The organism is Cytophaga sp. (assembly GCF_051961495.1).
Lineage (GTDB): Bacteria > Bacteroidota > Bacteroidia > Cytophagales > Cytophagaceae > Cytophaga.
This window is the reverse complement of the sequence record NZ_JBQCDF010000102.1, coordinates 1-22,694: the sequence shown is the minus strand read 5'-3', so window position 1 is coordinate 22,694 and position 22,694 is coordinate 1. Positions and strand designations below refer to the sequence as shown.

Sequence of the window (22,694 nt, the reverse complement as noted above, 5' to 3'; positions counted from 1 at the left end):
ACTGAAAATTCAGTTTTAATTGACATCAAAAATTTGTCTATCCATTTAGCAATAGAGACTTCGTTTCCTTCTATTCGAAAAAAGCACACTCGACTTTTATCAATTGGCAATAATTGCACGTTAGGGTCTAATAAATAATTTGAATAGTTGATTATTGATGAATGACATCTATGATTTTTAGTAAGATTAAATAATTGGAATTCTGTCTTTTTTGTTAAAGCATCTAAGTAATAAGAACTTTTTCCCGAAAATTCATATATAGATTGATTCAAATCCCCAACCGCAATTCCAATGATACCTAACTGGTTTATTTTTATAAAAATATCATGTTGGTTATTTCCTGAATCTTGATATTCATCAATAAATATATATCTATATTTAGCTTTTATATATTTACGACAGGCAATAGAATTACTAAATATATAATTTGCTAAAACACCTACTGTATTCAATAATATATTGCCGTTAATGAAATGTTGTTTTAAGACATCAATGTTTTCACTCAAAAGTTTATCAATTGTCAAATCAGGATTAAACCAATCGAAATTGTGCTTTTCCTCCTGTTCTAAATTTTCAATTTTAATTACTTTGATATCTTTCGTAGGCAATCCAAACATATGCTTGCCAAATGGAATAATTATCTCGGAAATAAAAAATTTATCAATTGTGCCAAAAAAAGAACTTTTCGAATTTATGCCATTTTTTAAACTACGTTCCTTTAATTCAGTGGACGCTTTATTAGTATATGATATCGCAATTAGACCTTCATGATCCTTCAATGATTTTAATATTCCTTCAATCTTTTTAGAAACAACAAAAGTTTTTCCACTACCCGGAGCTGCAATAATAACGGCATTGGAATCATAATCTATAATTTGTTGTTGTTGTTGTGAAGGTGTCATTATTTATTTTCGATTATTTCTTTACATTTTAATAATGGGGCTGCAAGTGAGCTACTAGCGATATTAGGCAAGCAGTCTTTTTTTACTCTTAAAAATTGATACATAAAGATTGCTTTTCTTTCTTGCATTTTCGAAATGATTTTATCCTCTGTTGTCCCAGAAAAAAAAGATACTAATTCATCCTTTAATTCACTGTTAAAAAGATCTGTTTCTAAATCTTTTCCAGACAGAAATAAATTAAATTTCTCTAATTCTTTTACAATATTTTTTGCTGCTTCAATATTTTCTTTTAATGGTATAATGGTGGTGAGTCCTTTGATCCTATCAATATTTTCACTGATTATTTTGTCAGTTTTTTCATGCGAATCAAATGATTGTTTATAGCAACTAATAATTCTTTTTACCCCTACATAATGATATTCATCCTTATTTGGAACTTTAGAAATATCATTATCAGTTCTTAATACCCATTCTATTCCCAAACTATCTAAAATTTTTATAAATGTCTTAAAACCGACACCGTCTACCATTAAAACACTAATGTTTAATCTATCTAAATCTATATTTAATTGTTTTGCCAAAGTTTTATAAAAAAGTTCTTCAGAAGGTCCTTCAACTAATAGAACTACATCTGCAAAAAATGCTTCAGCAGGTATTATACTTAATCTATATCCAAAATCGTTAAATGCTTCTTCAATAACTTCAGAACACCCATCAGATGCAGCTACAGTACCTGAATCTTTTTCATACAACCTCACAATTGAATTTGGTGAATATTCGCACGCTATTTGTGGAGAGTGTGTTGTAATAAGAATTTGTCCAGTTATTGTACTACTTAAATACTCAGCTAGTTTACGTTGTTGATGGGGATGAAGATGTGCTTCCGGTTCCTCAATACAAATTATAGAAACTTCTTGCAAATTATCTTCTGATATATCATTTCTTGCTGCCCATAATGAAAGATAAATTTGATTTAATCTTCCATCTCCTCCAATTAATAAACTAGTATTATTATTCTTCGAAGCAATTGAAACGTTACCTATAAAATTTTCAATATTTGATGAGCTAGCATCAAATACTATTGTTTGCTTTTTATGATGTATTGATAATTTTTCAAGCTCAGCATTTATAACATTGGTTGCGCTTGCAATGTATGTTAACTGTGGTATTTTTTCATCAACATTTTTTAAACCGTCCGAAATTTCAGCGTATAGCTTATCATCCTTTTTAATATCTTGGGTTTCTCTATTTTGCTTAGCTAGTTGAAATAAGTTATTTTTTTCTTTATTTATGTAATAGTTAAAATCTCTTCTACTACTAATATATTTTATATTTAATACTTTCCTATAATATCTTTCTTCAATCTCTTCTAATTTGTTTAGATCCGGTCCTGCATAGAGCTTATAAGATTTCGCCATAGTTGCCTTATCTCTTGATGCAACATAAGAGAGAAAGAGTTCATCTGAATCACTAATTTTACCTTTCAATTTGGAAACAACACAATCTTCTATGACATTAGTAAACTTTAAAAGTATTTCAAATTGATTAGTATCTGCGTATGCATAAAAATCAGAATCTTTAGGTTCGATATCATATTCTGAAAGGCTCTTGTCCAATAAAATACGCAATGCCCAAATTAGATTGGTTTTTCCTATATCATTTGCTCCAATTATAAGTGCTTTTTCATTAAAGTTTATTGTTGCTTCTTTGAAATTACGGAATCCACTTAACTTTACTTGGGATAAAATCATTTGATTAAATTGTTCAGTTGGAAATAATTTTATGTCTCTATTATTGATTAAAAAATAATTTTAAAGAATATGTTAAAAGTTTAAATTAACAGATTTTTAAATCTAAAATAATTATTGCACATTTTAAATTATTACTTAAAAAATGAATACTTATGAATCATGAAATTTCAAGGAATATTCCTTTACCAATAAAACGTCAAGTTAGGCAAGAATGTGGATTTGGCTGTGTGATATGCGGTTTACCTTTATATGAATATGATCATATATTTGATTGGTCAATAGTTAAAGAACATAAAATTGCAAATTTGGCACTTTTGTGTGATAAACATCATAAAGAAAAAACAAATCGATTATTAACAAGTGATCAAGTTCTTAAATATAGATTAGATCCTCACAATTTAAAACAGGAATTTTCAAAAGAATACAGTCTTCATTTTGAAGGGACAGATTTTTCTGTAGAAATTGGACCTACAATTTTTTCTTTGGAAAATGTGAACCCAACAAATGATTTTATTATACCGATTTTAATTGATAATTATAGAATAATAAGTTTTAATATTGTCGAAAATCAACTTTTTTTTGATTTAGTTGTATTTAATAAAGAACGTAAGCTTTTACTTGAAATTCATGAAAATCAATTGATATATTCTATAGGGCAGTGGGACATTGAATTTGTTGGGAGAAACTTGACGCTAAGAGAAGAATCGAATAAAATATTTTTTGATATCGACTTTATAATCCCTAATAAAGTAAAAATTAATAAAGGTACTTTTTATTATAATGGAAGATGTATACTCATAGATAAAAATGGAATTCAAACTGATCGTGGATTTTTTCAATTGGGAAAATTGACAAATTTTAGAATTGGGTTTGCTATAGGTGCATTTGATAGGAAGTATCCTTGTGGATTTCAATTAGCATAATTTTTATGTAAAGTATTTTTTATTTTTTTATCTAATTAACAAGTTGTTAGGTTTTAAACTTTACATAACTATTTACTTTCCATAAGAGAAGGCCGTAACTTTTTTATCGCGGACCAGTTCCTTCATTTTAAAAAATGGTTCACCCATTTTAACTCCAATAGCTTTGGCTTCATCAGAGCGTGAGATCACACAACCATCGTTATTGCTGAGCACAACAACAGGCTTGCCGCGCAGATCCGGGCGGAAGACACGTTCACAGGAAACGTAGAAGCAGTTGCAGTCGATGAGAGCGTACATTTTAAAGCCGAAGGCTTAAGGCTAAAGGCCTAAAGCTTTTGCGTTTGATAATGAATAGTTTTGTGTTATATAATGCTCGCATTGCTTCGGAAACAGAGGCTCAAGCATTAGGCCTTTAGCGTTCAGCATTAGGCTTTAAACGCCTCCGGCGTCATGGTTTATGAATCACATACGTCACTACACCCCACACTTCAAAGCCCATGGTTTCGGTGATTTCCATGGGTTTAAATTTTTCGTTTTCGGGAATGAGGTAAAGTTTGTTATTGTATTTGCTGATACGCTTTACGGTAAACTCCCCATCTATGATAGCCACGACGATCTGGTTGTTTTTGGGTTCCAGGGAACGGTCCACCACCAGCAGGTCTCCATCATGAATGGACGCGTTGATCATGGAATTGCCCTTGACCCGTACATAAAATGTCGCGGTTGGGTGCTGCACCAGGTATTCAAAAATATCAATCCGGTTGTCCAAATAATCACCCGCCGGACTGGGGAAACCGGCAGCAACAGCACCATCCGCCAATACAATCGGCGCATGAAGGGCTTCAGGAAATGTGTGAAATATCTGCATAGACTTTATTCTAATTTTATTAGCAATTTACTAAATAAATTGGAATAAGGTTACATGTAAATCGTACTTATTCATAACTTATTGGAAAGCATATAGAATACTTTTACGAGTATGGAAAAATCAGTTTTCTATTGATGTTCCGGGCTTTTTTAACGATCTTTGAGAGACAAAAAATGCTGTTTCAACCCATTCAAGGGTATTTTTTCAGATTAACCCATCTTCCAGCAAAAATAAATCCTATCCCATACACGGAATATACCCGGAAGATGTCCGGAACATAGGCGGAACATACCCGGAACATATCAGGCGGAGACTACAGGGAGACAAGAGGGAGACTACGGAGTAGTAGTACGACTTTTCTATCGAATTACCACGCTGGCATAGTTGAATTGAATGTAAGGTTAGAAAATAATCGTCCGGTTCCCGCTTACGTATACCTTCTGATCCAGCACCAGCTGCAGGGCTTTTGAAAGTACCAGTTTTTCTACGTCTTTACCGGCGGCGGCCATTTTCACAGGGCTTAAGGTATGGTCTATCGGAATGACTTCCTGGTGGATGATCGGTCCTTCATCCAGATCCTGATTTACGAAATGTGCGGTAGCACCAATAATTTTCACACCACGCTCATACGCCTGTCTGTATGGATTTGCTCCTTTGAACGCAGGTAAAAAGCTATGGTGAATATTGATCATACGGGAAGGATAATGCGACGTGAAGTTATCGCTCAGGATACGCATGAACTTCGCAAGCACGATATAGTCCGGATTGTATTGCTTCAGGCAAGCCAGCAACTCGGCTTCGTGTGTTTCCCGGCTTTTATTTTCATGCGAAATGAAATGATATGGAATATTGAATTTCTCTGTATAAGCCTTTAAATGCTCATGATTGCCGATAACCGCGACAATATGTGCCTTCAGGTTTCCAAAATAATATTTACTGATCAGCTCGGTCAGGCAGTGCTCTTCCTTCGTGACCATGATGACGATTTTTTTCAATTCGCCGGTACTTACGGATAGTCTGTGGTCGATAGGCAAAACTGCTGCAAGCGCCGATTTCAGAACACTTGCATCTACATCACCTTCAACAACTGTGCGCATGTAAAAACGGTTCAGCTGCTTTTCAACGAATTCCCTGTTGCGTGTAATATTAAGATTTAAACCTGCCAGTACGCCTGTAATTTTATGGATTAACCCTTTCTGGTCTTCGCAATCGATAATGATGATCATAGTATTGTGTTATTCCCGGATTTCCTTTTTCGGTCAACAAAACTACCATTATTTTGTCATTTACGCCTTCAAAAACTGGTACCCTGGCTGTATTTATCACCGATAAAATCATTTTTGACATAATAAGGCGTTTAGCGAAGCCAAACCGGCCCTTTCTGCACCCACATATCATACTAATTATCAGCAAATTACTAATTATACAAATGCATATAATCAACAAGCCGTTTCACTTTGCAAGCAACGGTTCATGTTTCTGAATTTTTCCGTTCTAAGTAATTTCTCCTCAAGCCTTTGAAAGCAAACTAATTCTTCAAAAAAAGGGTTTAATACTTTGTATACATTTATATTTTAAATTACATTTGCTGACTGAATTAATAAGGTTAAATGCAAAAGTCTAACTACATCGTATTTCTTTCAACCCCAAATCGTTTTGGGGCGGTTAGCTTATTTTCTGCACCCACCCAACCGAGGCCCTAGGCCGATTTAACCTTTGGTTTCCTACGTGGAAACTACCTTCAAAAACCTTAGCCTTAATCCGGCTTAATCACAAACATTTCACAGTTTCATAACAGTATTTAATCCATCTTTAATACGTGTTGAACCTAAAGGATCAAACCAGTATTGAAGCGTCTTATTTGAAATGAAAAAAACAAGTGTATCTGATATTAAAGTAGTAGTAGCAGGACCAGAACATAAACACTTAGCAGAAGCCATTGTTGAAGAAATGGCAGAGAGTGCAAAAGCACGCGGTACAGGGATTGCCAAACGTAGTCCGGACTACATCCGTCAGAAGATGGATGAAGGCAAAGCTATTATTGCCGTTACCAAAGCCGGTGATTTTGCAGGTTTTTGTTATATTGAATCCTGGAGCCATGGCAAGTATGTTGCGAACTCCGGATTGATCGTAGCGCCTGACTTCCGTCAATATGGCCTTGCTACAAAAATCAAACAGAAAGCATTTGAATTGTCGCGCAAAAAATTCCCGGATGCAAAGTTGTTCGGATTAACAACAAGCGCGGCAGTCATGAAGATCAACTCTGAGCTGGGCTACCGTCCTGCGCACTATACTGAACTTACCAACGACGAAACTTTCTGGAAAGGCTGCTCAAGCTGTATCAATTACGAGATTCTGAAAAGCAAAGACCGTAAGATGTGTATGTGTACAGCCATGGTGTATGATCCTGCAGAAAAGAAAAAGAAGAAGTGGGATTTCATTACCGAATCAAAACTTTGGGAAAGATGGCAACGCCTCAAAAATCACAAACTGCTGAAATCTCTTGGCAAAGGAAGTGATAAGATGATGTCGTTTCTAGGTCTGGCCTAAGGCTTTTCGTCTCATAATACATAACTCTTGAGGATATTGTTATCCTCTTAACTATAACAAAACGAAAAAGCTTTAGGCCTTGGGCTTTGAGCGTTAAGCAAAAATAAACTATAACAGCTGAAGAGCCTTAGGCTTTAAGCCTTCAGCATTACGCATAAAATAATGAAAAAGAAAGTAGTATTAGCCTTTAGCGGCGGATTAGACACAACGTATTGCGCAAAATATTTAACTGAAGACCTGGGTTACGAATTGCATACTGCCATTGTAAACACCGGTGGTTTCTCCAAAGAAGAATTGGCAGACATCGAAAAGAAAGCTTACGAACTGGGTGTAACGTCTCATACTACGCTTGATATCATTGAAAAATATTATACAGAATGTGTGAAGTACATGGTGTACGGAAACATTCTGCGCAACAACACTTACCCGCTTTCTGTAAGCGCGGAACGCGTATTCCAGGCAATGGCTATTGCAGAGCATGCAAAGAAAGTTGGCGCTACAGCTGTAGCACACGGCTCTACAGGTGCTGGTAATGACCAGGTACGTTTTGATATGGTGTTCATGATCATGAACCCGGGCATTGAAATCATTACACCTATCCGCGATATGAAATTATCCCGTGAAGAGGAAATTGAATATCTGAAAAAGAAAGGTGTTGTACGTGACTGGAGCAAAGCTGCATATTCTATCAACGTTGGTATCTGGGGCACAAGCGTTGGCGGTAAAGAAACATTGACTTCTGACAAAACCCTTCCTGAAAGCGCCTTCCCTACACAGGTTACAAAAACAGGTGAAGAAGAAATTGAACTGGAGTTTGAAAAAGGTCAGTTGGTTGGCTTAAATGGCAAACGCATGAAATCAACCGATGCGATCGTGGAACTGAATAAAATTGTTGCACCTTACGGCATCGGCCGCGATATCCATGTGGGTGATACAATCATCGGTATCAAAGGCCGTGTAGGATTTGAAGCTGCCGCTCCGATCGTAATTATCAAGGCGCATCACACATTAGAAAAACATACGCTTACAAAATGGCAGATGTACTGGAAAGAACAATTATCTACCTGGTACGGAAGCTTTGTACACGAAGGCCAGTTCCTGGAACCTGTTATGAGGAACATTGAAAAATTCCTGGAAGACACACAGGTGAATGTTACAGGTAAGGTAAAAGTATTCGCTGCGCCATACCGTTTCCACGTGATCGGTATCGAATCTGCGCACGACCTGATGTCTGCTAAGTTTGGTAAATACGGTGAAGAAAACAACGCATGGACAGGAGATGATGTAAAAGGATTCTCTAAAATATTCGGAAATCAGACAATGATTTACCACCGTGTGAATGAAGATGTGAAATAGTGTAGAGTTTATAGTGTAAAGTGTAAACATCAATAAAGAGACGATTACACTTTACACTGTCCACTTTACACCAGCTTGGATTCATTGAAAAATCAGTGGATTATTATAAGATATAGTTTCGAAGAGAAATGGCTACAAAAATAAAAATAGGTATCGTTGGTGGTGCAGGATATACTGGCGGAGAGTTGCTTCGTATTCTGGTGAATCACCCGAACGCGGAGATCGTGTTTGTACACAGCAACAGTAATGCCGGCAACCCGATCTATAAAGTCCATACTGACCTGATCGGAAGTACAGATATTGTTTTCACCGGAGAATTAAGAAGCGATATTGATGTATTGTTTCTTTGCGTTGGCCACGGCGATGCATTAAAATTCTTACAGGCAAATCCGGTTGAGTCGCATATCAGAATTATCGACTTAAGCCAGGATTTTCGTATTGAAAAAGAAGGCAATAATTTTATTTACGGTTTGCCTGAAATGCAGCGCGATAAAATCAAAAACGCAAAGAACATTGCAAACCCTGGTTGTTTCGCTACGGCTATTCAATTAGGATTGCTGCCGCTTGCTGCGAATAAAGTATTAACAAATGACGTGCATGTATCTGGTATAACAGGTTCGACGGGGGCCGGACAATCGTTATCACAGACTTCACACTTCAGCTGGAGAAACAACAACATGTCTGTTTACAAGGCGTTGAATCACCAGCATTTAAAAGAGATCCGTCAGAGCTTAAAAAATCTGCAATCGTTTTTAGATAAAAACATTCATTTCATTCCATACCGTGGAGACTTTACGCGTGGTATCATAGCAACCATGTATACACCTTCCGAATGGACACTGGAAGAAGCTGTAGCAAAATACAAAGCGTATTATGCTTCACACCCGTTCACGCATGTGGTTGATGAAAACATTGACCTGAAACAAGTGGTGAATACTAACAACTGTTTGCTGTATCTTGAAAAACACGGTGACCAGTTAATGATTGTCAGCATCATCGATAACCTGTTAAAAGGAGCTTCCGGCCATGCCGTTCAGAACATGAACCTGATGTTCGGTTTAGAAGAAACGATGGGGTTACGACTTAAGGCTGCATCGTTTTAAGAAATTCCAAATAACAAAAAACAAATTCCAAACGGAATCGGATAGAATCGCTTGGAATAATAACTGAAATCTATCTTAAATTTTAATTTTTTTCAACTAGCTATGGGAAAGATTATGAATCTGGAAGAACGTACCTTCCAGTTTGCAAAGAGTGTTTGTACTCATTGCAGGAAAACCGAAAAGAAATTAGAGAACGTTGATTATATCAAACAAGTCATTCGCTCTTCAGCTTCCATCGGTGCTAATTATATTGAAGTTAATGAATCTTTAAGCAAAAAGGATGCATTGATGCGAGCCAGGATCAGTAGAAAAGAAGCGAAAGAAACAATTTACTGGTTACGTCTATTGCATGAAACGCATGATTCGGATACGCTTCAATTAATAAATGAAGCAGAACAGATTAAAAAAATTTTGAGCTCGATCATTATAAAATTGAATACTTAAAAATATAAACCACCAATTTACAAATCCTATTCCGTTTGGAATTTGTTTTTTGTTATTTGGAATTTCTTAAAAGATTATGAAACTATTCGACGTATATCCACTGATCCCAATAGAACCAGTTCGCGCCCTTGGCTCCCGCTTATGGGACGCTGCAGGTACTGAATATTTAGACCTGTACGGCGGCCACGCTGTAATTTCTATCGGACATTCACACCCATATTATGTACAAAAGATCACCGATCAATTAAACAAGATCGGATTCTACTCCAATTCAGTTATTATTTCCCTTCAGCAGGAACTGGCTGATAAATTAGGCGTAGTAAGCGGTCATGACGATTATCAATTATTTCTTTGCAACTCCGGTGCTGAGGCAAATGAAAACGCTTTAAAACTTGCGTCTTTCCATAACGGCAAGAAAAAAATCGTTGCGTTCAAAAAAGGATTTCATGGAAGAACATCTTTAGCTGTTGCTGCTACTGATAATCCGGCTATTGTTGCTCCGGTAAACGAAACTGATAACATCATCTTTTTACCATGGAATGACGAAGTGGCATTGGAAGAAACATTCCAGCTGCATGGCGATAAAATTTCTTCTGTGATCATCGAAGGTATCCAGGGTGTTGGTGGTATCCACGAAGCGTCTGTATCCATGCTGAAGAAGATCCGTTCACTTTGTGATACATACAATGCCGTTTACATCGCAGACTCCGTACAATGCGGGTACGGCCGCAGCGGCAAATTCTATTCTCATGATCATGCCGGTGTATCTGCAGATATCTACACGATGGCAAAAGGGATGGGCAACGGCTTCCCGATCGGCGCAATCAGCATCGCTCCGCATCTGAAACCAAAACATGGTTTGCTTGGCACAACATTCGGTGGGAATCATTTAGCTTGTGCAGCTGCAATTGCTGTACTGGATGTAATTAAACAAGAGAACCTGATCGAACATACGGCCCAGCTAGGTAATTACATGATCGAGCAGGCACGCAAGATCCAGGGTGTAAAAGAAGTGCGCGGTAAAGGTTTAATGATTGGCATTGAACTTGAAATTCCTTGCGCGGATGTACGTAATACGCTGTTAAGCGAATACAAAATGTTTACCGGTTCTTCTTCTGATAAATTTACGATCCGAATTCTTCCGGCATTGAATCTGAAAAAAGCAGATGCCGATGCATTCCTCGATGCACTAAAAGCAGTGCTTGAGAAAAGTCTGAAAAACGCTTAATGCGGAACGCCTAAGGCTGAATGCTTCGAACCAAATAACTAACATTATTTTATTCGTTTTTGATTATTCAGGATTTCAAAAATAATTATCGATTATAAACAAGAAAGATATTCCTTGTAATTAATAAGCCCAAGGCCTAAAGCGAAATGCTTAACGCTTTTGCTTATTAGCAGAGACATTTATAATTCGTAGAATTCACATACAATAGAACATTCTCATTTGCTTTAAGCTTTAGGCTTTAAGCGTTACGCATAAAAACATGAAAAATTTCATTTCTGTAAAAGACGTTGCCGACATTCCAGGTTTAGTGAAAGAAGCGCTGGAGCTTAAGAAAAATCCATACGCATTCAAAAAGCTCGGTGAAAATAAAACGATTGGTTTGATTTTCTTGAATCCAAGTTTACGTACACGTATCAGTACACAGAAAGCTGCAAAGAACCTGGGCATGGATACCATTGTAATGAACATGGATAAAGAAGGCTGGGCACTTGAGACACAGGATGGCGTAATCATGAATCATAACACAGTTGAACACATTCGTGAAGCTGCTGCCGTTATGGGCCAATACTGTGACATCATCGGCGTCCGCTCCTTCCCTCGCCTGGTTGATAAGCATGAAGATTATTCTGAAGATTTCTTCAACAAGTTTATAAAATATGCAGGCGTACCGATTGTAAGTCTGGAAAGTGCTACGCTTCACCCTTTACAGTCACTTGCAGATTTAATTACCATTGAAGAAACAAAAACAAAAGCTCGTCCGAAAGTTGTATTAACCTGGGCCCCGCACATAAAAGCTTTACCGCAGGCTGTAGCTAATTCATTCTCTGAATGGATGTGCAAGGCAGATGTAGAATTTGTGATCACACATCCCGAAGGGTATGACCTGGCAAAAGAATTTACAAACGGTGCACGTATTGAATACAATCAGGACAAAGCACTGGAGGGCGCAGACTATGTATATGTGAAGAACTGGTCTTCGTACGAAGATTATGGTAAAGTACATTCCATGGACAGTCATTGGATGATGACTAATGAAAAATTAAAATTAACAAACAACGCCAAAGTAATGCATTGCCTACCGGTCCGCCGCGGCATTGAGTTAGCCGACGAAATTCTGGACGGGCCAAATTCACTGGTTATCCAGGAAGCAAGCAACCGGGTGTGGAGCGCGCAGGCGGTGCTTAAGAAAATGCTTGAAGCTCAAAGCTAAATGCCTAAAGCTTTACGTATGTTTATAGTAAAATTGCTTTAGGCCTTAAGCCTTCAGCATTAAGCAAAAAGAAATGCAAAAGTTATATATCATAAAAGTCGGCGGCAACATCATCGATAATCCGGAAGCACTAACAAGCTTCCTGAAAGATTTTGCTTCGCTGAAAGAAAATAAAATTCTGGTTCACGGTGGTGGTAAGATTGCAACGGAAATAAGCAAAGGCCTTGGCATTGAAGCACAAATGGTTGATGGCAGACGTATCACCGATGCAGAAACATTGAAGATCGTAACCATGGTATACGGTGGTTTGATCAATAAAAACATTGTTGCAAAATTACAGGCGAATAATTGCAACGCCATCGGTTTGACCGGCGCAGATGCAAACATTATGTTGTCATCGAAGCGTCCGCTTAAAAACGGCATTGATTACGGCTTTGTAGGTGATGTAGAAAAAGTTCAGCCTCTGCCATTGGCAAATCTTATTTCGCAAGGCATTGCGCCTGTTGTAGCGCCTCTTACGCATGATGGTAAAGGAAGCATGCTGAATACAAATGCAGATACAGTTGCTTCTGAACTGGCTGTTGCCTTATCCGGATCTTTTGAAGTGAACCTAATTTACTGTTTTGAACTGAAAGGTGTATTAAGAGATTTCGAAGATAAAGATTCTGTGATCAGTGATATCAACCCGGCAACATATGAAGAATTAAAATCCACAGGCGTGATCAATAAAGGTATGATACCGAAGCTGGACAATTCATTTGCTGCCATTAATGCTGGCGTTTCTTCTGTCATTATTTGTCAGGCCGAAGCACTGGTGCAATTGATCAATGAAAAGAAAACACTAGGTACAAAGCTTAAGGCATAATGCTTAAAGCCCATTTCCATATTTTAAATTACTATGTACTCTGTACTTAGTACTAAATACTTAAAACATGTTACAGAAATTACAAAAAGATGCCGTTGAATTATTGAAGACCCTGATCAAAACAGAGTCTTTCAGTAAAGAAGAGCATAATACCGCAGAGATCTTAAATACTTTTTTAGCTGAGCGCGGTGTTGAAACGATTCGCGAAAAAAATAACGTATGGGCGTTCAATAAGTATTACGATAAAAACAAACCCACAATCTTATTAAACTCGCATCACGATACGGTTAAACCAAACCCTGGCTATACAAACGATCCGTTTGAACCAATCGTGAAAGATGGTAAACTGTTTGGTTTAGGTAGTAATGACGCCGGCGGATGCCTGGTTTCCTTGATTGCCACGTTCCTGTATTTCTATAACGAGCAGAATCTGAAATACAATTTTTGTATTGCAGCAACTGCAGAAGAAGAAATTTCAGGCTTTGATGGTTTGGAATTGGTATACCCGAAATTAGGTCCGATTGATTTTGCAATCGTGGGCGAACCAACACTTATGGATATTGCTGTTGCTGAAAAAGGCTTAATGGTGGTTGATTGCGTGGCAATCGGTAAAGCAGGCCATGCGGCGCGCGAGGAGGGTGACAATGCTATTTACATTGCATTGAAAGATATTGACTGGATCCGCAATTATAAATTCGAACGTGTATCTCCGCACCTTGGACCGATGAAAATGTCTGTGACTATTATCAATGCAGGTTATCAGCACAACGTCGTTCCGGAGAAATGTCATTTTACGATTGATGTCCGCATCACGGAAGAATATAAAAATGAAGAAGTATTAAAAATCATTGACGACAATATTCAGTCTGAAGTGAATCCGCGTTCAGTACGTCTTCGTCCTTCGTTCATCGATCCGAATCATGAGCTGGTGCATGCAGCCGTTAAACATGGCGCAAAAACATATGGTTCTCCAACTACATCCGACCAGGCATTGATTCCTGTACCATCCGTTAAAATGGGCCCGGGGAACTCTGCACGCTCTCACACTGCCAATGAATTCATCTGGCTGATCGAGATCGAAGAAGGGATTGAGAAATATATTAAAGTATTGAGCGAAATAGTATTGGCGAAAGCTTAAAGCCCAAGGCGAAACGCCTAAAGCTGCTATTGAACATCTTCTCCATTTATTATTGAGAGCTATTATAAAAATTACACACATGCTAAAAGTATAATGCATCAAGCATTAAGCTTTTAGCCTTAAGCCTTAAGCCTGTTATGAAATTGTGGCAAAAAGATACAGAAGTCAATAAAGACATCGAACGTTTTACCGTTGGCAAAGATCGTGAAATGGATCTGTTCCTGGCTCCGTTTGATGTGCTTGGTTCAATGGCACACATCACCATGCTTGAAAGCATTGGTTTGATTGGCAAAGAAGAATTGCCTGTATTGTTAACCGAACTTCGTACGATTTATAAAGAAATCGAAGCCGGCAATTTCACCATTGAAGATGGTGTGGAAGATGTACACTCTCAGGTTGAACTTATTTTAACACGCCGCCTGGGTGATCTCGGTAAAAAGATCCACAGTGGCCGCTCACGGAACGATCAGGTACTGGTAGATCTTAAACTATTCACGCGTCATGCCATCCGCGAAACAGTTGAAAACACAAAAGAATTATTCGACACGCTCATTTCTCAAAGCGATAAATATAAATCTGTAATCATTCCAGGCTATACGCATTTGCAGATCGCAATGCCTTCTTCTTTCGGCCTGTGGTTTGGCGCATACGCAGAAAGCCTTGCAGATGACATGCAAATGATGCTTGCAGGATACCGCATCAGCAACAAGAATCCATTAGGATCTGCCGCAGGTTATGGTTCATCTTTTCCATTGAACCGCACCATGACTACACATTTGCTGGGCTTTGAAGAGCTGAATCACAACGTGGTTTATGCACAAATGGGCCGTGGTAAAACAGAAAAGAATGTTACAGCCGCTCTTGCTTCCATTGCAGCCACACTAGGCAGAATGTCTATGGACGTATGTCTGTATATGAATCAGAATTTTGACTTCATGACCTTGCCTGACGAATTAACAACAGGTTCCAGCATCATGCCGCATAAGAAAAATCCGGATGTGTTTGAATTGATCCGTGCCCGCTGTAACCGTTTGCAGGCTTTGCCAAATGAAATCTCCATGATTATGGCAAATCTTCCTTCCGGTTACCACCGTGATATGCAGTTGATCAAAGAAAATTTCATCCCTGCCTTCCAGGATATCAATGACTGTTTGCGCATTGCTAATTTTATGCTGAAGCAGGTGAAGGTAAAAGAAAATATTGTTAAAGATCCTAAGTACCTATACATGTATAGCGTGGAAGTCGTGAACAACATGGTTCTTGAAGGCACTCCTTTCCGCGATGCGTATAAAAAAGTTGGAGGCATGATTGAAAATAAGACATTCACAGCCCTGGATACAATCAACCATACCCATGAAGGCAGCATCGGCAATCTAATGCACCAGGAGATCAAAGCTTCTATGCAAAAGGTGCTGGATGCTTTTGAATTCAATAAAATGGATATTGCGGTACAAAATCTTTTAACCAAAGTTAAATAAATAGCATTCCAGCCTATATTTCATCACTATTTTTATCTGTTTATCTGCTGTATCCGTATTGATTGGTGTATTTTATACCCGGCTACAGCAGATAAACAGATAAAAGAATGAAATTTTCAATCCGCGCGCTCAATATATTTTTTTTTATTGCCCTTCTCCTGCTGGTTTCAGCATTTGTATATTCCTATTTCAATATTCAGGGCCTGCGTTCTGCAAACCATTGGGTAAACCATACCAATAAAGTATTTCTAAATCTGGAAAGCATACATTCCGATATTAAAAATGCTGAATCCGGCGTGCAGGGTTATGCACTTACAAAAGATGCCACGCACCTTACACAGCAGGAATCGTCACGAAAGGATATTAAAAATCAGCTTCGCATTATCGATTCTTTAACATCAGATAATCCACAGCAACAGCTATACATAGATACATTAAAAGTCTATTTAAACGATTGCTTTTTTTTATTCAACAGCTCGATAAACCTCACCAACAGCAATGCAGACCAAACAGAAATAATTACTGCAATGCAAAAGGCGCAGACTTCAACAGAACAGATCAACCGAATTGTTGATCAAATGAAACAACATGAGGAAAGGTTATTGATTTCCCGCACCGATACTGCTGAAACGTTGAACAAGAATGCTCCTGTCATGATCGTGTTATCCGGCATTTTAGGATTCATGGTTTTAGTACTATCCTACTATTTCATTTTGCTGGACATAAAACAGCGTAAAGAAATTGTAAAGGAATTAAAAATAAAAAATACCTTGCTTGAATATGCCCAGCAACTTACTCAAATGGGAACCTTTGAATATTTCATTGACCAGCAGAAAACATCATGGTCAAACGAAATGTATAACATCTTTGAAGTAAATAAAAACATTACGCCTGCACCAGACTTTATAGATTCATTGGTTATTGATGAAGACCCGCATAAAGTTCAAAAAAGAAAAAATCAAATCTTTGCGCCAAATCAAAGTTACTCGCATGATTTTAAAATACGCACTTCAAACGGTACAGAAAAATTCCTGATCTCGAACGGATATGTTACAAAAGAATCAACCGGACTGGTAATGCATGGCGCAATCATTGATATTACCCCGCTGAAAAAAGCGGAATTATCAGCTTTGCAGCAACAGGATCTCATGCGGATTGCGAAAGAGAAAGCTGAAAGTGCCAGTCAGTTTAAAACGAGATTCTTATCAAATATGAGTCATGAGATCCGCACACCTATTAACGCAATTTTAGGATTTACCAATATTCTGAAAAAACAGGAACTAACGCCTGAACAAAAGACTCTTTTAAAAAACATTTCCATTTCCGGGGAGCTCTTATTAAAACTGATCGGAAACATTTTAGATATCAGTAAAATTGAGGAAGGAAAAGTTACCATTGAAAAAAAATCTTTTCACTTAAAAGAAATCATCCGCTCTGTCTTAAGTCCTTTTCAACATACTGCTTCTGAAAAAAATCTTGACTTCCGTTTAGTTATTGATGAAAAAATTCCGGATTACCTTATCGGCGATCCTCAACGTATTTCACAGGTTCTTGTGAATATTATTGGTAATGCCTTAAAATTTACCAGCCATGGAGGAATTACTGTTCAGATTCAATTCGTAAAAAATGAAGGTGCCGATTATTTCATTGAATTTTCTGTTACAGATACCGGAATAGGCATATCGCCCGATAAGCAGGAAGATATATTTGAAAGCTTTACCCAAGCTAACGATTCTATATCGGTGAATTATGGAGGCTCCGGATTAGGTTTATCCATTGTAAAAGAAATCGTCCATTTAATGGATGGTACAATAAACGTTCAAAGTCCTGTCTTTACAAATGAACGCGACAAAGGCTATGGCGCACGTTTCTTTTTTGTGCTGCCTTTTCATTTAGGAGAAGATATTGACACCGATGCGACAAAAATTTCCATTAAGCCCTTTCCTAAAAAAGTAACCGTTTTAGTTGCCGATGACAATGAAATGAACCGGACACTTGCCGCATATACATTACAAGCATTAGACTGTACATATGAAATCGTTGAAAATGGTTTGCAGGCGATCAATAAAGCATCTTCATTCAACTATGACATTATACTCATGGATATGCAGATGCCTGTTTGTGACGGATTACAGGCAACAGAACAATTGCGTCATAATAAACTTAAAACACCCATTATCGGTTTAACGGCAAATGTATTTCAGGAAGACATAAACAGCTGCCTTGAAGCTGGCATGAATGCGCACCTGGGCAAGCCTTATACCGAAGAAGATCTTTATACGGTTATTGATACCTGGGTATTTAAAAATGCTGTTAAAAGCGAATTCACACCCGTCTATTCAAATTTTGATTTTATAGAAAAGCTATCAAAAAACAGTACTGCCATTTACAGGGAAATGCTGGAGATGTTTCAAAAACAAAATTCCCAGCTACTGCAGGAAATTGTAAATGCACTGGATAAGAGGGATACAACAGCTATTGATTTTAGCTTACACCAATATAAATCCTGTGTACGTATTCTTTCTATTGAAAAGCTGGCTTCTTTAATCGCTAAAATTGAACAGAAAATAAAAAACAATGATCCGGTCGAATCTTTATCGGAGGATGTTAAAAAACTGATTGAAATTGGATATATTGTTTCAAAAGAAATTGACAGCAAACTTTCAATATTATAACCATGTCTAATTTGATCAGCCCCGGTCTCTATTTGCATTACAAAGGAAATAAATACGAAGTGATAGGTACGGCCAAACACAGCGAAACAGAAGAAGATCTGGTTGTCTATTTTGCAGTAAAAAACCCCGGACAGCTCTGGGTGCGCCCTTTGGCCATGTTTTCAGAACATATTCTCCTTAATGGCATATCCACTCCTCGATTCAAAAAAATAGATTAGGAAATAACCATTTCAATCACAGATACTTTATTCAAATTATTGCGTTATATTTGAGTCGTATCTAAGATTTGGATCCCCATGCAAATATTGGATTTCATCCGCGGCCGGATATTACGCAAATTCATTGACCTGAGAAGTTTATCCGCCAGACAAGTCTCGTATGACGAAATCATACGCATTGAATTACTTGTGGCTATGTGCCTGGTAGCAGTGCTATGTGGATCCATTTATTTAGTGATCGGAATATTTTTCAAGCTCTCCTATCTGATCATCCTGACCTATTTATTATTCTTTTCTACTGTCATTCCGTTTGTTTTATTCCTGATCAAAAAAGGAAATTATAACCAGGCTAAGTTGATAATGATGGTAATCGGAAGTTTATTCATGTTCATCAAAGCAGCATCGCTAGGCCGAGAATCAGGTATGAATCTGGCTATGTTGATTATTATCTTTGCAACATTCGCCTTTTATAGCATTGAAGATTACAAATACATCTTGCTTTCACTGGTTATTACAAGCACGCTGATTGTTCTTTTAGAAACCACTGATTATTCATTATTGGGAAATGATAGAACAACGAATTTATATGAATACGAATTTAACTACATCACTACAATACTCTTCTGTATTTTATTTTTCTATGTGATCCTCCGGGTAAATCAATTCATAAATTCAAAGCTTACCGGACTGAACAATAAATTACTTTTAAAAAATAATTCGCTGAAAAAACTAAATGAAGAATTAGACAGCTTCGTATATCGTACTTCGCATGATATGCGGGCTCCCTTGACTTCACTCATGGGACTTGTAACGTTGATCAAAAATGAAAAAGACCCCGCCACTATTCAGGAACTGGTGCGCATGCAGGAAAATTGCATCAACAAATTAGACTTGCACATTCAGCAGATCATTCAGCTTTCCAGAAATCTAAAAACAGATCCGACCACACAACCAATACAATTTGAATCTATATTGAATGATGTTTTTGAAGAGCTTAGTTTCTTTGAACAAGCTGGCGCGATGAAAAAAACCATCCGGATAAATACCCCATTCCATTTGTATTCTGATCCATACAGAATCAAAACCATCCTGAATAATTTAATTTCAAACTCCTTCAAATATTGCCGCATAGAAGAAGTGCAACCCAGCATCGATATCGATATTTCCAGTACTAAAAAATCAACGATCATACTTATCAAAGATAATGGTATTGGAATTCCTGCTGAATATCTTGATCATGTCTTTGAAATGTTTTACAGGGCAAGTAACCAAAGCACAGGTTCCGGTCTGGGACTGTATATCGTTAAAGAAATGGTTGAAAAACTGGGCGGAACAATATCTGTAAAATCAAGGGTGAATTCCTTTACACAGTTTCTGATTGAAATACCTAACACAACTTCAACACTATAAAAGCTAAAGAAAACACCAGTATCATAAAATATACAGGTGTTTTTCTGAAAACAATCTATAGATATTATTTTTTGCGTAACAAATAATCCAGGCTATATTTCCCTGCTCCATGCGTTAGCAGTATAAAAAGCATAAGCATGTAATATAAAGGAATTTCGAAGCCGTTGTTTCCTGCATCAAAACCTCCGTTCCAATGTACCGTTATAATAGCAACAACCATTGTAACAATTAACGGAATTGAAATAATGCGTACACCGAAGCCGATTGTGAGCAGGAGTACACCAAGTAATTCTGTAGCGGTTGCCAGATATGCATTCACCAAAGGAAACGGTATTCCAATGCTTCCAAACCATTCAATGATAGAATTCATATTTTTAACTTTCATCATCGCGGGATTATAAAATCCATAAGCCAGCACAAGTCTTACAAAAAGTAACGCAGTGCTCTGCAGCTTTTCTGTCAGATATTTATAACTTTCATATTTCAGTTTTAACATAATTATGTATTTAAAATTTGGCATTAATAGTATCCCAGTAGAATTCTTTTTTCACAACACTTGCGAAGAAAGTCTTCTATCTCATTTTTCTTTTGTGAATTAATTATCAACCCGGATTCTTTTGAAAAACGATCCGTTAATTGATCAAGTGTTTGACTTTCCTCAGATAAGTATTCAAGCATTTTTGCGAACATAGGTGAAATTTCCAGAAAGTGAACCTTATTTGTTTCCGGATGCCGGTACGTTAACATAAAATAATTTGCACGATCAATCTCTTCAATTTCCTTTGCATCCTTTTTATAAACCGGGTATTGAAAATATTGCAATATGCATGCAGGATTTAAAACAAGCCGACTAAATAGTATGTTACCATCCGTTGTATATGCTACTTCTATATCTTCCATCATAAATACTTCAATCTCCACCCACTCAAACAAAAGTAAGTCTGATAAAAACGGATAGCTGGCATTTAATTTAAGGCAATCATTTTTTACATATTCATAAAATTCAAACGGCATACGCCATAGGAACGGTGAGCGGCATGCATAAGAAGAGAAATACTCCTTTACAGCTTGATCCCATTCTTCCGCAGATAATAACGCTTGCGTTAACGGATATGCCTTGTTCAGAGAATCATTGACAACGTTGTAAATCAATTGCCGGTAACGTTTAATGCCTTCCTGAGAAGATCCTGGCAGATCAGGTTCGATACCTGTGCGTATATAATTCGTTAACATACGCTGATACTGTTCTGTACTATCGTAATATGCCATAACGTTCTTTATACAAACTATCTGATTTTATTTTCTTCAGTCGGTCAATCTCGGCCTGCAGTTCCATTAATTCCGGAATATTAAAATCTCTTTCCAGCAAAACCGGTATATCCCGTTTCAACGCATGCATTGTGTACTCAAATAAATCATAGACCGGATCTACAATAGCTTCGCCATGTGTATCAATAATCAATGTATCTGATACCTGATCATGCCCGGCCATATGTATATATGATACTTTTTCCAGAGGAAGCTGATCAATGAATGCATAAGGATCATATTTATGATTAAATCCATTTACATAAATATTATTTACATCCAGCAACAAGTCACAATCTGCTTCCATTAAAATATTTTTTATAAATTCAATTTCACTCATCTCTGCTGCTACAGGAGAATAATAACTTACAATCTCAAGAGCAATTTTGCGTTCTAAAAAATCCTGAACCGTGTTAATTCTTTCAGCAATATGCATAACGGCATCCTGTGTAAAAGGAATCGGCAAAAGATCATACATATGCGCATTATCGTATTGAGAGTAACTTAAATGTTCTGAATATACCCTCGCCCCGCTTTCTGATAAAAATTTTTTAATTGATTTTAACAATTCAAAATCCAAAGGCTCCGGACTACCGATGGACAGTGAAAGCCCGTGCGTGTATAAAGGATATTTTTCTAATGCCTGCAGTAATTTTTTTTTCCAGAAACCTCCTATGCCAATCCAGTTTTCAGGAGCGACTTCTATGAAGTCTGGTTGCAATACCGTACTATTCAAAAAGTCAGATGCAAAATCTTTTCTGAATCCTATTCCTACCATAAACTGATTAAGATTAATTTGTTAAAATAAAGTAAAGGCGAATTATGCATCCGCCTTTACCTGGACAGACTATTTCTTTTTATCAGCTCCGCACTTTCCTTCACCACATTTTGCTTCTGTAGTTTTTGAAGCTCCGCATTTTGCTTCAGCAGAATCTTTAGCAGCACCACATCTTGCTTCGGAAGAATCTTTGCTGGCACCACATTTTTTTTCAGCGCCACATTTGTTTTCAGCGCTGTCTGCTTTGATTTCGGTATTTACTTCTTTTGATTCAGTACTGCAGCTCGCAAAAATACTTGCAGTTCCTAACATTGCACCGGCAGCTACAGCTGTCCATAAAATACTTTTTGTTTTCTTTACCATTTTTGTTAATGTTTAGGTTATAATTAACTTCAATGGTATAGTCGCAGCTCAGAAGAGTTCCTTACAAAAAGAGAAAAAATATTTTTTTACTTACTGTAATTTACTTTTAATCACATCTTTAAATTT

The 22,694-nt window shown here is 37.2% G+C and carries 22 protein-coding genes; 13 read left to right on the top strand and 9 right to left on the bottom strand.

Features of this window, described 5'->3' with window-relative positions:
• Together ACTHJT_RS04865 and ACTHJT_RS04860 are read right to left on the bottom strand one after the other, a co-directional pair.
• A partial coding sequence (locus ACTHJT_RS04865) for a UvrD-helicase domain-containing protein (protein ID WP_440236751.1) occupies positions 1–902 on the bottom strand: 902 nt, incomplete at its 3' end.
• Positions 902–2,653: an ATP-dependent nuclease gene (locus tag ACTHJT_RS04860; RefSeq protein WP_440236749.1), complete on the bottom strand. Its 1,752-nt coding sequence runs from the start codon at positions 2,651–2,653 to the stop codon at positions 902–904. The genes ACTHJT_RS04860 and ACTHJT_RS04865, both read right to left, overlap by 1 nt.
• A gap of 152 nt (positions 2,654–2,805) precedes the next feature.
• On the opposite strand from ACTHJT_RS04860, the gene ACTHJT_RS04855 reads away from it, so the two are divergent.
• Positions 2,806–3,576, top strand: coding sequence for an HNH endonuclease signature motif containing protein (locus ACTHJT_RS04855; protein ID WP_440236748.1), 771 nt, complete (start codon positions 2,806–2,808; stop codon positions 3,574–3,576).
• A 72-nt stretch (positions 3,577–3,648) separates the two neighbouring features.
• Here ACTHJT_RS04855 and ACTHJT_RS04850 read toward each other — a convergent pair whose 3' ends face one another.
• The 3 genes from ACTHJT_RS04850 to purU all read right to left on the bottom strand — a co-directional run bounded on the left by ACTHJT_RS04850 (position 3,649) and on the right by purU (position 5,670).
• Positions 3,649–3,873 (bottom strand): Y-family DNA polymerase, encoded by a 225-nt coding sequence (locus tag ACTHJT_RS04850; protein ID WP_440236746.1) that lies wholly within the window; start codon positions 3,871–3,873, stop codon positions 3,649–3,651.
• 151 nt (positions 3,874–4,024) lie between these two features.
• Positions 4,025–4,444 (bottom strand): LexA family protein, encoded by a 420-nt coding sequence (locus ACTHJT_RS04845; protein WP_440236744.1) that lies wholly within the window; start codon positions 4,442–4,444, stop codon positions 4,025–4,027.
• Positions 4,445–4,845: 401 nt separating this feature from the next.
• Complete coding sequence (gene purU, locus ACTHJT_RS04840) at positions 4,846–5,670, bottom strand: formyltetrahydrofolate deformylase (protein WP_440236742.1); 825 nt, start codon at positions 5,668–5,670, stop codon at positions 4,846–4,848.
• A gap of 640 nt (positions 5,671–6,310) precedes the next feature.
• On the opposite strand from purU, the gene ACTHJT_RS04835 reads away from it, so the two are divergent.
• From ACTHJT_RS04835 to ACTHJT_RS04780, 12 genes are all read left to right on the top strand, one after another.
• Positions 6,311–6,994 carry a GNAT family N-acetyltransferase gene (locus ACTHJT_RS04835; RefSeq protein WP_440236740.1) on the top strand — a complete coding sequence of 228 codons (684 nt, stop codon included), beginning with the start codon at positions 6,311–6,313 and terminating at the stop codon, positions 6,992–6,994.
• 162 nt (positions 6,995–7,156) lie between these two features.
• On the top strand, positions 7,157–8,350 hold the full coding sequence (locus ACTHJT_RS04830; protein ID WP_440236738.1) for an argininosuccinate synthase: 1,194 nt from the start codon (positions 7,157–7,159) through the stop codon (positions 8,348–8,350).
• Between the two features lie 128 nt (positions 8,351–8,478).
• Positions 8,479–9,453: an N-acetyl-gamma-glutamyl-phosphate reductase gene (gene argC, locus ACTHJT_RS04825; protein WP_440236737.1), complete on the top strand. Its 975-nt coding sequence runs from the start codon at positions 8,479–8,481 to the stop codon at positions 9,451–9,453.
• A 114-nt stretch (positions 9,454–9,567) separates the two neighbouring features.
• Positions 9,568–9,897 carry a four helix bundle protein gene (locus tag ACTHJT_RS04820; protein WP_440236736.1) on the top strand — a complete coding sequence of 110 codons (330 nt, stop codon included), beginning with the start codon at positions 9,568–9,570 and terminating at the stop codon, positions 9,895–9,897.
• Positions 9,898–9,973: 76 nt separating this feature from the next.
• Entirely contained in the window at positions 9,974–11,125 is a 1,152-nt protein-coding gene (locus tag ACTHJT_RS04815) for an aspartate aminotransferase family protein (protein ID WP_440236734.1), read from the top strand.
• Positions 11,126–11,384: 259 nt separating this feature from the next.
• Positions 11,385–12,335, top strand: coding sequence for an acetylornithine carbamoyltransferase (locus ACTHJT_RS04810; protein ID WP_440236733.1), 951 nt, complete (start codon positions 11,385–11,387; stop codon positions 12,333–12,335).
• 73 nt (positions 12,336–12,408) lie between these two features.
• Entirely contained in the window at positions 12,409–13,200 is a 792-nt protein-coding gene (gene argB / locus ACTHJT_RS04805) for an acetylglutamate kinase (protein ID WP_440236732.1), read from the top strand.
• A 67-nt stretch (positions 13,201–13,267) separates the two neighbouring features.
• Positions 13,268–14,338 carry a M20 family metallo-hydrolase gene (locus tag ACTHJT_RS04800; RefSeq protein WP_440236731.1) on the top strand — a complete coding sequence of 357 codons (1,071 nt, stop codon included), beginning with the start codon at positions 13,268–13,270 and terminating at the stop codon, positions 14,336–14,338.
• 137 nt (positions 14,339–14,475) lie between these two features.
• Positions 14,476–15,816 carry an argininosuccinate lyase gene (gene argH, locus ACTHJT_RS04795; protein WP_440236730.1) on the top strand — a complete coding sequence of 447 codons (1,341 nt, stop codon included), beginning with the start codon at positions 14,476–14,478 and terminating at the stop codon, positions 15,814–15,816.
• A 107-nt stretch (positions 15,817–15,923) separates the two neighbouring features.
• Positions 15,924–18,491: a CHASE3 domain-containing protein gene (locus tag ACTHJT_RS04790; RefSeq protein WP_440236729.1), complete on the top strand. Its 2,568-nt coding sequence runs from the start codon at positions 15,924–15,926 to the stop codon at positions 18,489–18,491.
• 2 nt (positions 18,492–18,493) lie between these two features.
• Positions 18,494–18,709, top strand: a complete 216-nt coding sequence (locus ACTHJT_RS04785; RefSeq protein ID WP_440236727.1) for a DUF1653 domain-containing protein — start codon at positions 18,494–18,496, stop codon at positions 18,707–18,709.
• Positions 18,710–18,787: 78 nt separating this feature from the next.
• Positions 18,788–20,119, top strand: coding sequence for a sensor histidine kinase (locus ACTHJT_RS04780; RefSeq protein ID WP_440236726.1), 1,332 nt, complete (start codon positions 18,788–18,790; stop codon positions 20,117–20,119).
• Between the two features lie 64 nt (positions 20,120–20,183).
• Here the strand turns inward: ACTHJT_RS04780 and ACTHJT_RS04775 are convergent, their stop codons facing one another.
• The 4 genes from ACTHJT_RS04775 to ACTHJT_RS04760 all read right to left on the bottom strand — a co-directional run bounded on the left by ACTHJT_RS04775 (position 20,184) and on the right by ACTHJT_RS04760 (position 22,568).
• Positions 20,184–20,615: an HvfX family Cu-binding RiPP maturation protein gene (locus ACTHJT_RS04775; RefSeq protein WP_440236725.1), complete on the bottom strand. Its 432-nt coding sequence runs from the start codon at positions 20,613–20,615 to the stop codon at positions 20,184–20,186.
• A gap of 23 nt (positions 20,616–20,638) precedes the next feature.
• A complete protein-coding gene (locus tag ACTHJT_RS04770) occupies positions 20,639–21,388 on the bottom strand; it encodes an HvfC/BufC N-terminal domain-containing protein (RefSeq protein WP_440236724.1) in 750 nt (249 codons plus the stop codon).
• Positions 21,372–22,205: an HvfB family MNIO-type RiPP peptide maturase gene (locus tag ACTHJT_RS04765; protein ID WP_440236723.1), complete on the bottom strand. Its 834-nt coding sequence runs from the start codon at positions 22,203–22,205 to the stop codon at positions 21,372–21,374. Before ACTHJT_RS04765 ends, ACTHJT_RS04770 begins: the two co-directional genes overlap by 17 nt.
• 69 nt (positions 22,206–22,274) lie before the next feature.
• The gene (locus ACTHJT_RS04760) at positions 22,275–22,568 is read right to left on the bottom strand and encodes an HvfA family oxazolone/thioamide-modified RiPP metallophore (protein WP_440236722.1); all 294 of its coding nucleotides are present in this window, start codon (positions 22,566–22,568) and stop codon (positions 22,275–22,277) included.
• Between the last annotated feature and the right edge of the window lie 126 nt (positions 22,569–22,694).

Excerpts from the sequence above, each read along its gene's own strand:
- ACTHJT_RS04860 (WP_440236749.1), bottom strand. The coding sequence starts at position 2,653 with ATGATTTTATCCCAAGTAAAGTTAAGTGGATTCCGTAATTTCAAAGAA.
- ACTHJT_RS04855 (WP_440236748.1), top strand. The coding sequence starts at position 2,806 with ATGAATCATGAAATTTCAAGGAATATTCCTTTACCAATAAAACGTCAA.
- ACTHJT_RS04850 (WP_440236746.1), bottom strand. The coding sequence starts at position 3,873 with ATGTACGCTCTCATCGACTGCAACTGCTTCTACGTTTCCTGTGAACGT.
- ACTHJT_RS04845 (WP_440236744.1), bottom strand. The coding sequence starts at position 4,444 with ATGCAGATATTTCACACATTTCCTGAAGCCCTTCATGCGCCGATTGTA.
- purU (WP_440236742.1), bottom strand. The coding sequence starts at position 5,670 with ATGATCATCATTATCGATTGCGAAGACCAGAAAGGGTTAATCCATAAA.
- ACTHJT_RS04835 (WP_440236740.1), top strand. The coding sequence starts at position 6,311 with ATGAAAAAAACAAGTGTATCTGATATTAAAGTAGTAGTAGCAGGACCA.
- ACTHJT_RS04830 (WP_440236738.1), top strand. The coding sequence starts at position 7,157 with ATGAAAAAGAAAGTAGTATTAGCCTTTAGCGGCGGATTAGACACAACG.
- argC (WP_440236737.1), top strand. The coding sequence starts at position 8,479 with ATGGCTACAAAAATAAAAATAGGTATCGTTGGTGGTGCAGGATATACT.
- ACTHJT_RS04820 (WP_440236736.1), top strand. The coding sequence starts at position 9,568 with ATGAATCTGGAAGAACGTACCTTCCAGTTTGCAAAGAGTGTTTGTACT.
- ACTHJT_RS04815 (WP_440236734.1), top strand. The coding sequence starts at position 9,974 with ATGAAACTATTCGACGTATATCCACTGATCCCAATAGAACCAGTTCGC.
- ACTHJT_RS04810 (WP_440236733.1), top strand. The coding sequence starts at position 11,385 with ATGAAAAATTTCATTTCTGTAAAAGACGTTGCCGACATTCCAGGTTTA.
- argB (WP_440236732.1), top strand. The coding sequence starts at position 12,409 with ATGCAAAAGTTATATATCATAAAAGTCGGCGGCAACATCATCGATAAT.
- ACTHJT_RS04800 (WP_440236731.1), top strand. The coding sequence starts at position 13,268 with ATGTTACAGAAATTACAAAAAGATGCCGTTGAATTATTGAAGACCCTG.
- argH (WP_440236730.1), top strand. The coding sequence starts at position 14,476 with ATGAAATTGTGGCAAAAAGATACAGAAGTCAATAAAGACATCGAACGT.
- ACTHJT_RS04790 (WP_440236729.1), top strand. The coding sequence starts at position 15,924 with ATGAAATTTTCAATCCGCGCGCTCAATATATTTTTTTTTATTGCCCTT.
- ACTHJT_RS04785 (WP_440236727.1), top strand. The coding sequence starts at position 18,494 with ATGTCTAATTTGATCAGCCCCGGTCTCTATTTGCATTACAAAGGAAAT.
- ACTHJT_RS04780 (WP_440236726.1), top strand. The coding sequence starts at position 18,788 with ATGCAAATATTGGATTTCATCCGCGGCCGGATATTACGCAAATTCATT.
- ACTHJT_RS04775 (WP_440236725.1), bottom strand. The coding sequence starts at position 20,615 with ATGTTAAAACTGAAATATGAAAGTTATAAATATCTGACAGAAAAGCTG.
- ACTHJT_RS04770 (WP_440236724.1), bottom strand. The coding sequence starts at position 21,388 with ATGGCATATTACGATAGTACAGAACAGTATCAGCGTATGTTAACGAAT.
- ACTHJT_RS04765 (WP_440236723.1), bottom strand. The coding sequence starts at position 22,205 with ATGGTAGGAATAGGATTCAGAAAAGATTTTGCATCTGACTTTTTGAAT.
- ACTHJT_RS04760 (WP_440236722.1), bottom strand. The coding sequence starts at position 22,568 with ATGGTAAAGAAAACAAAAAGTATTTTATGGACAGCTGTAGCTGCCGGT.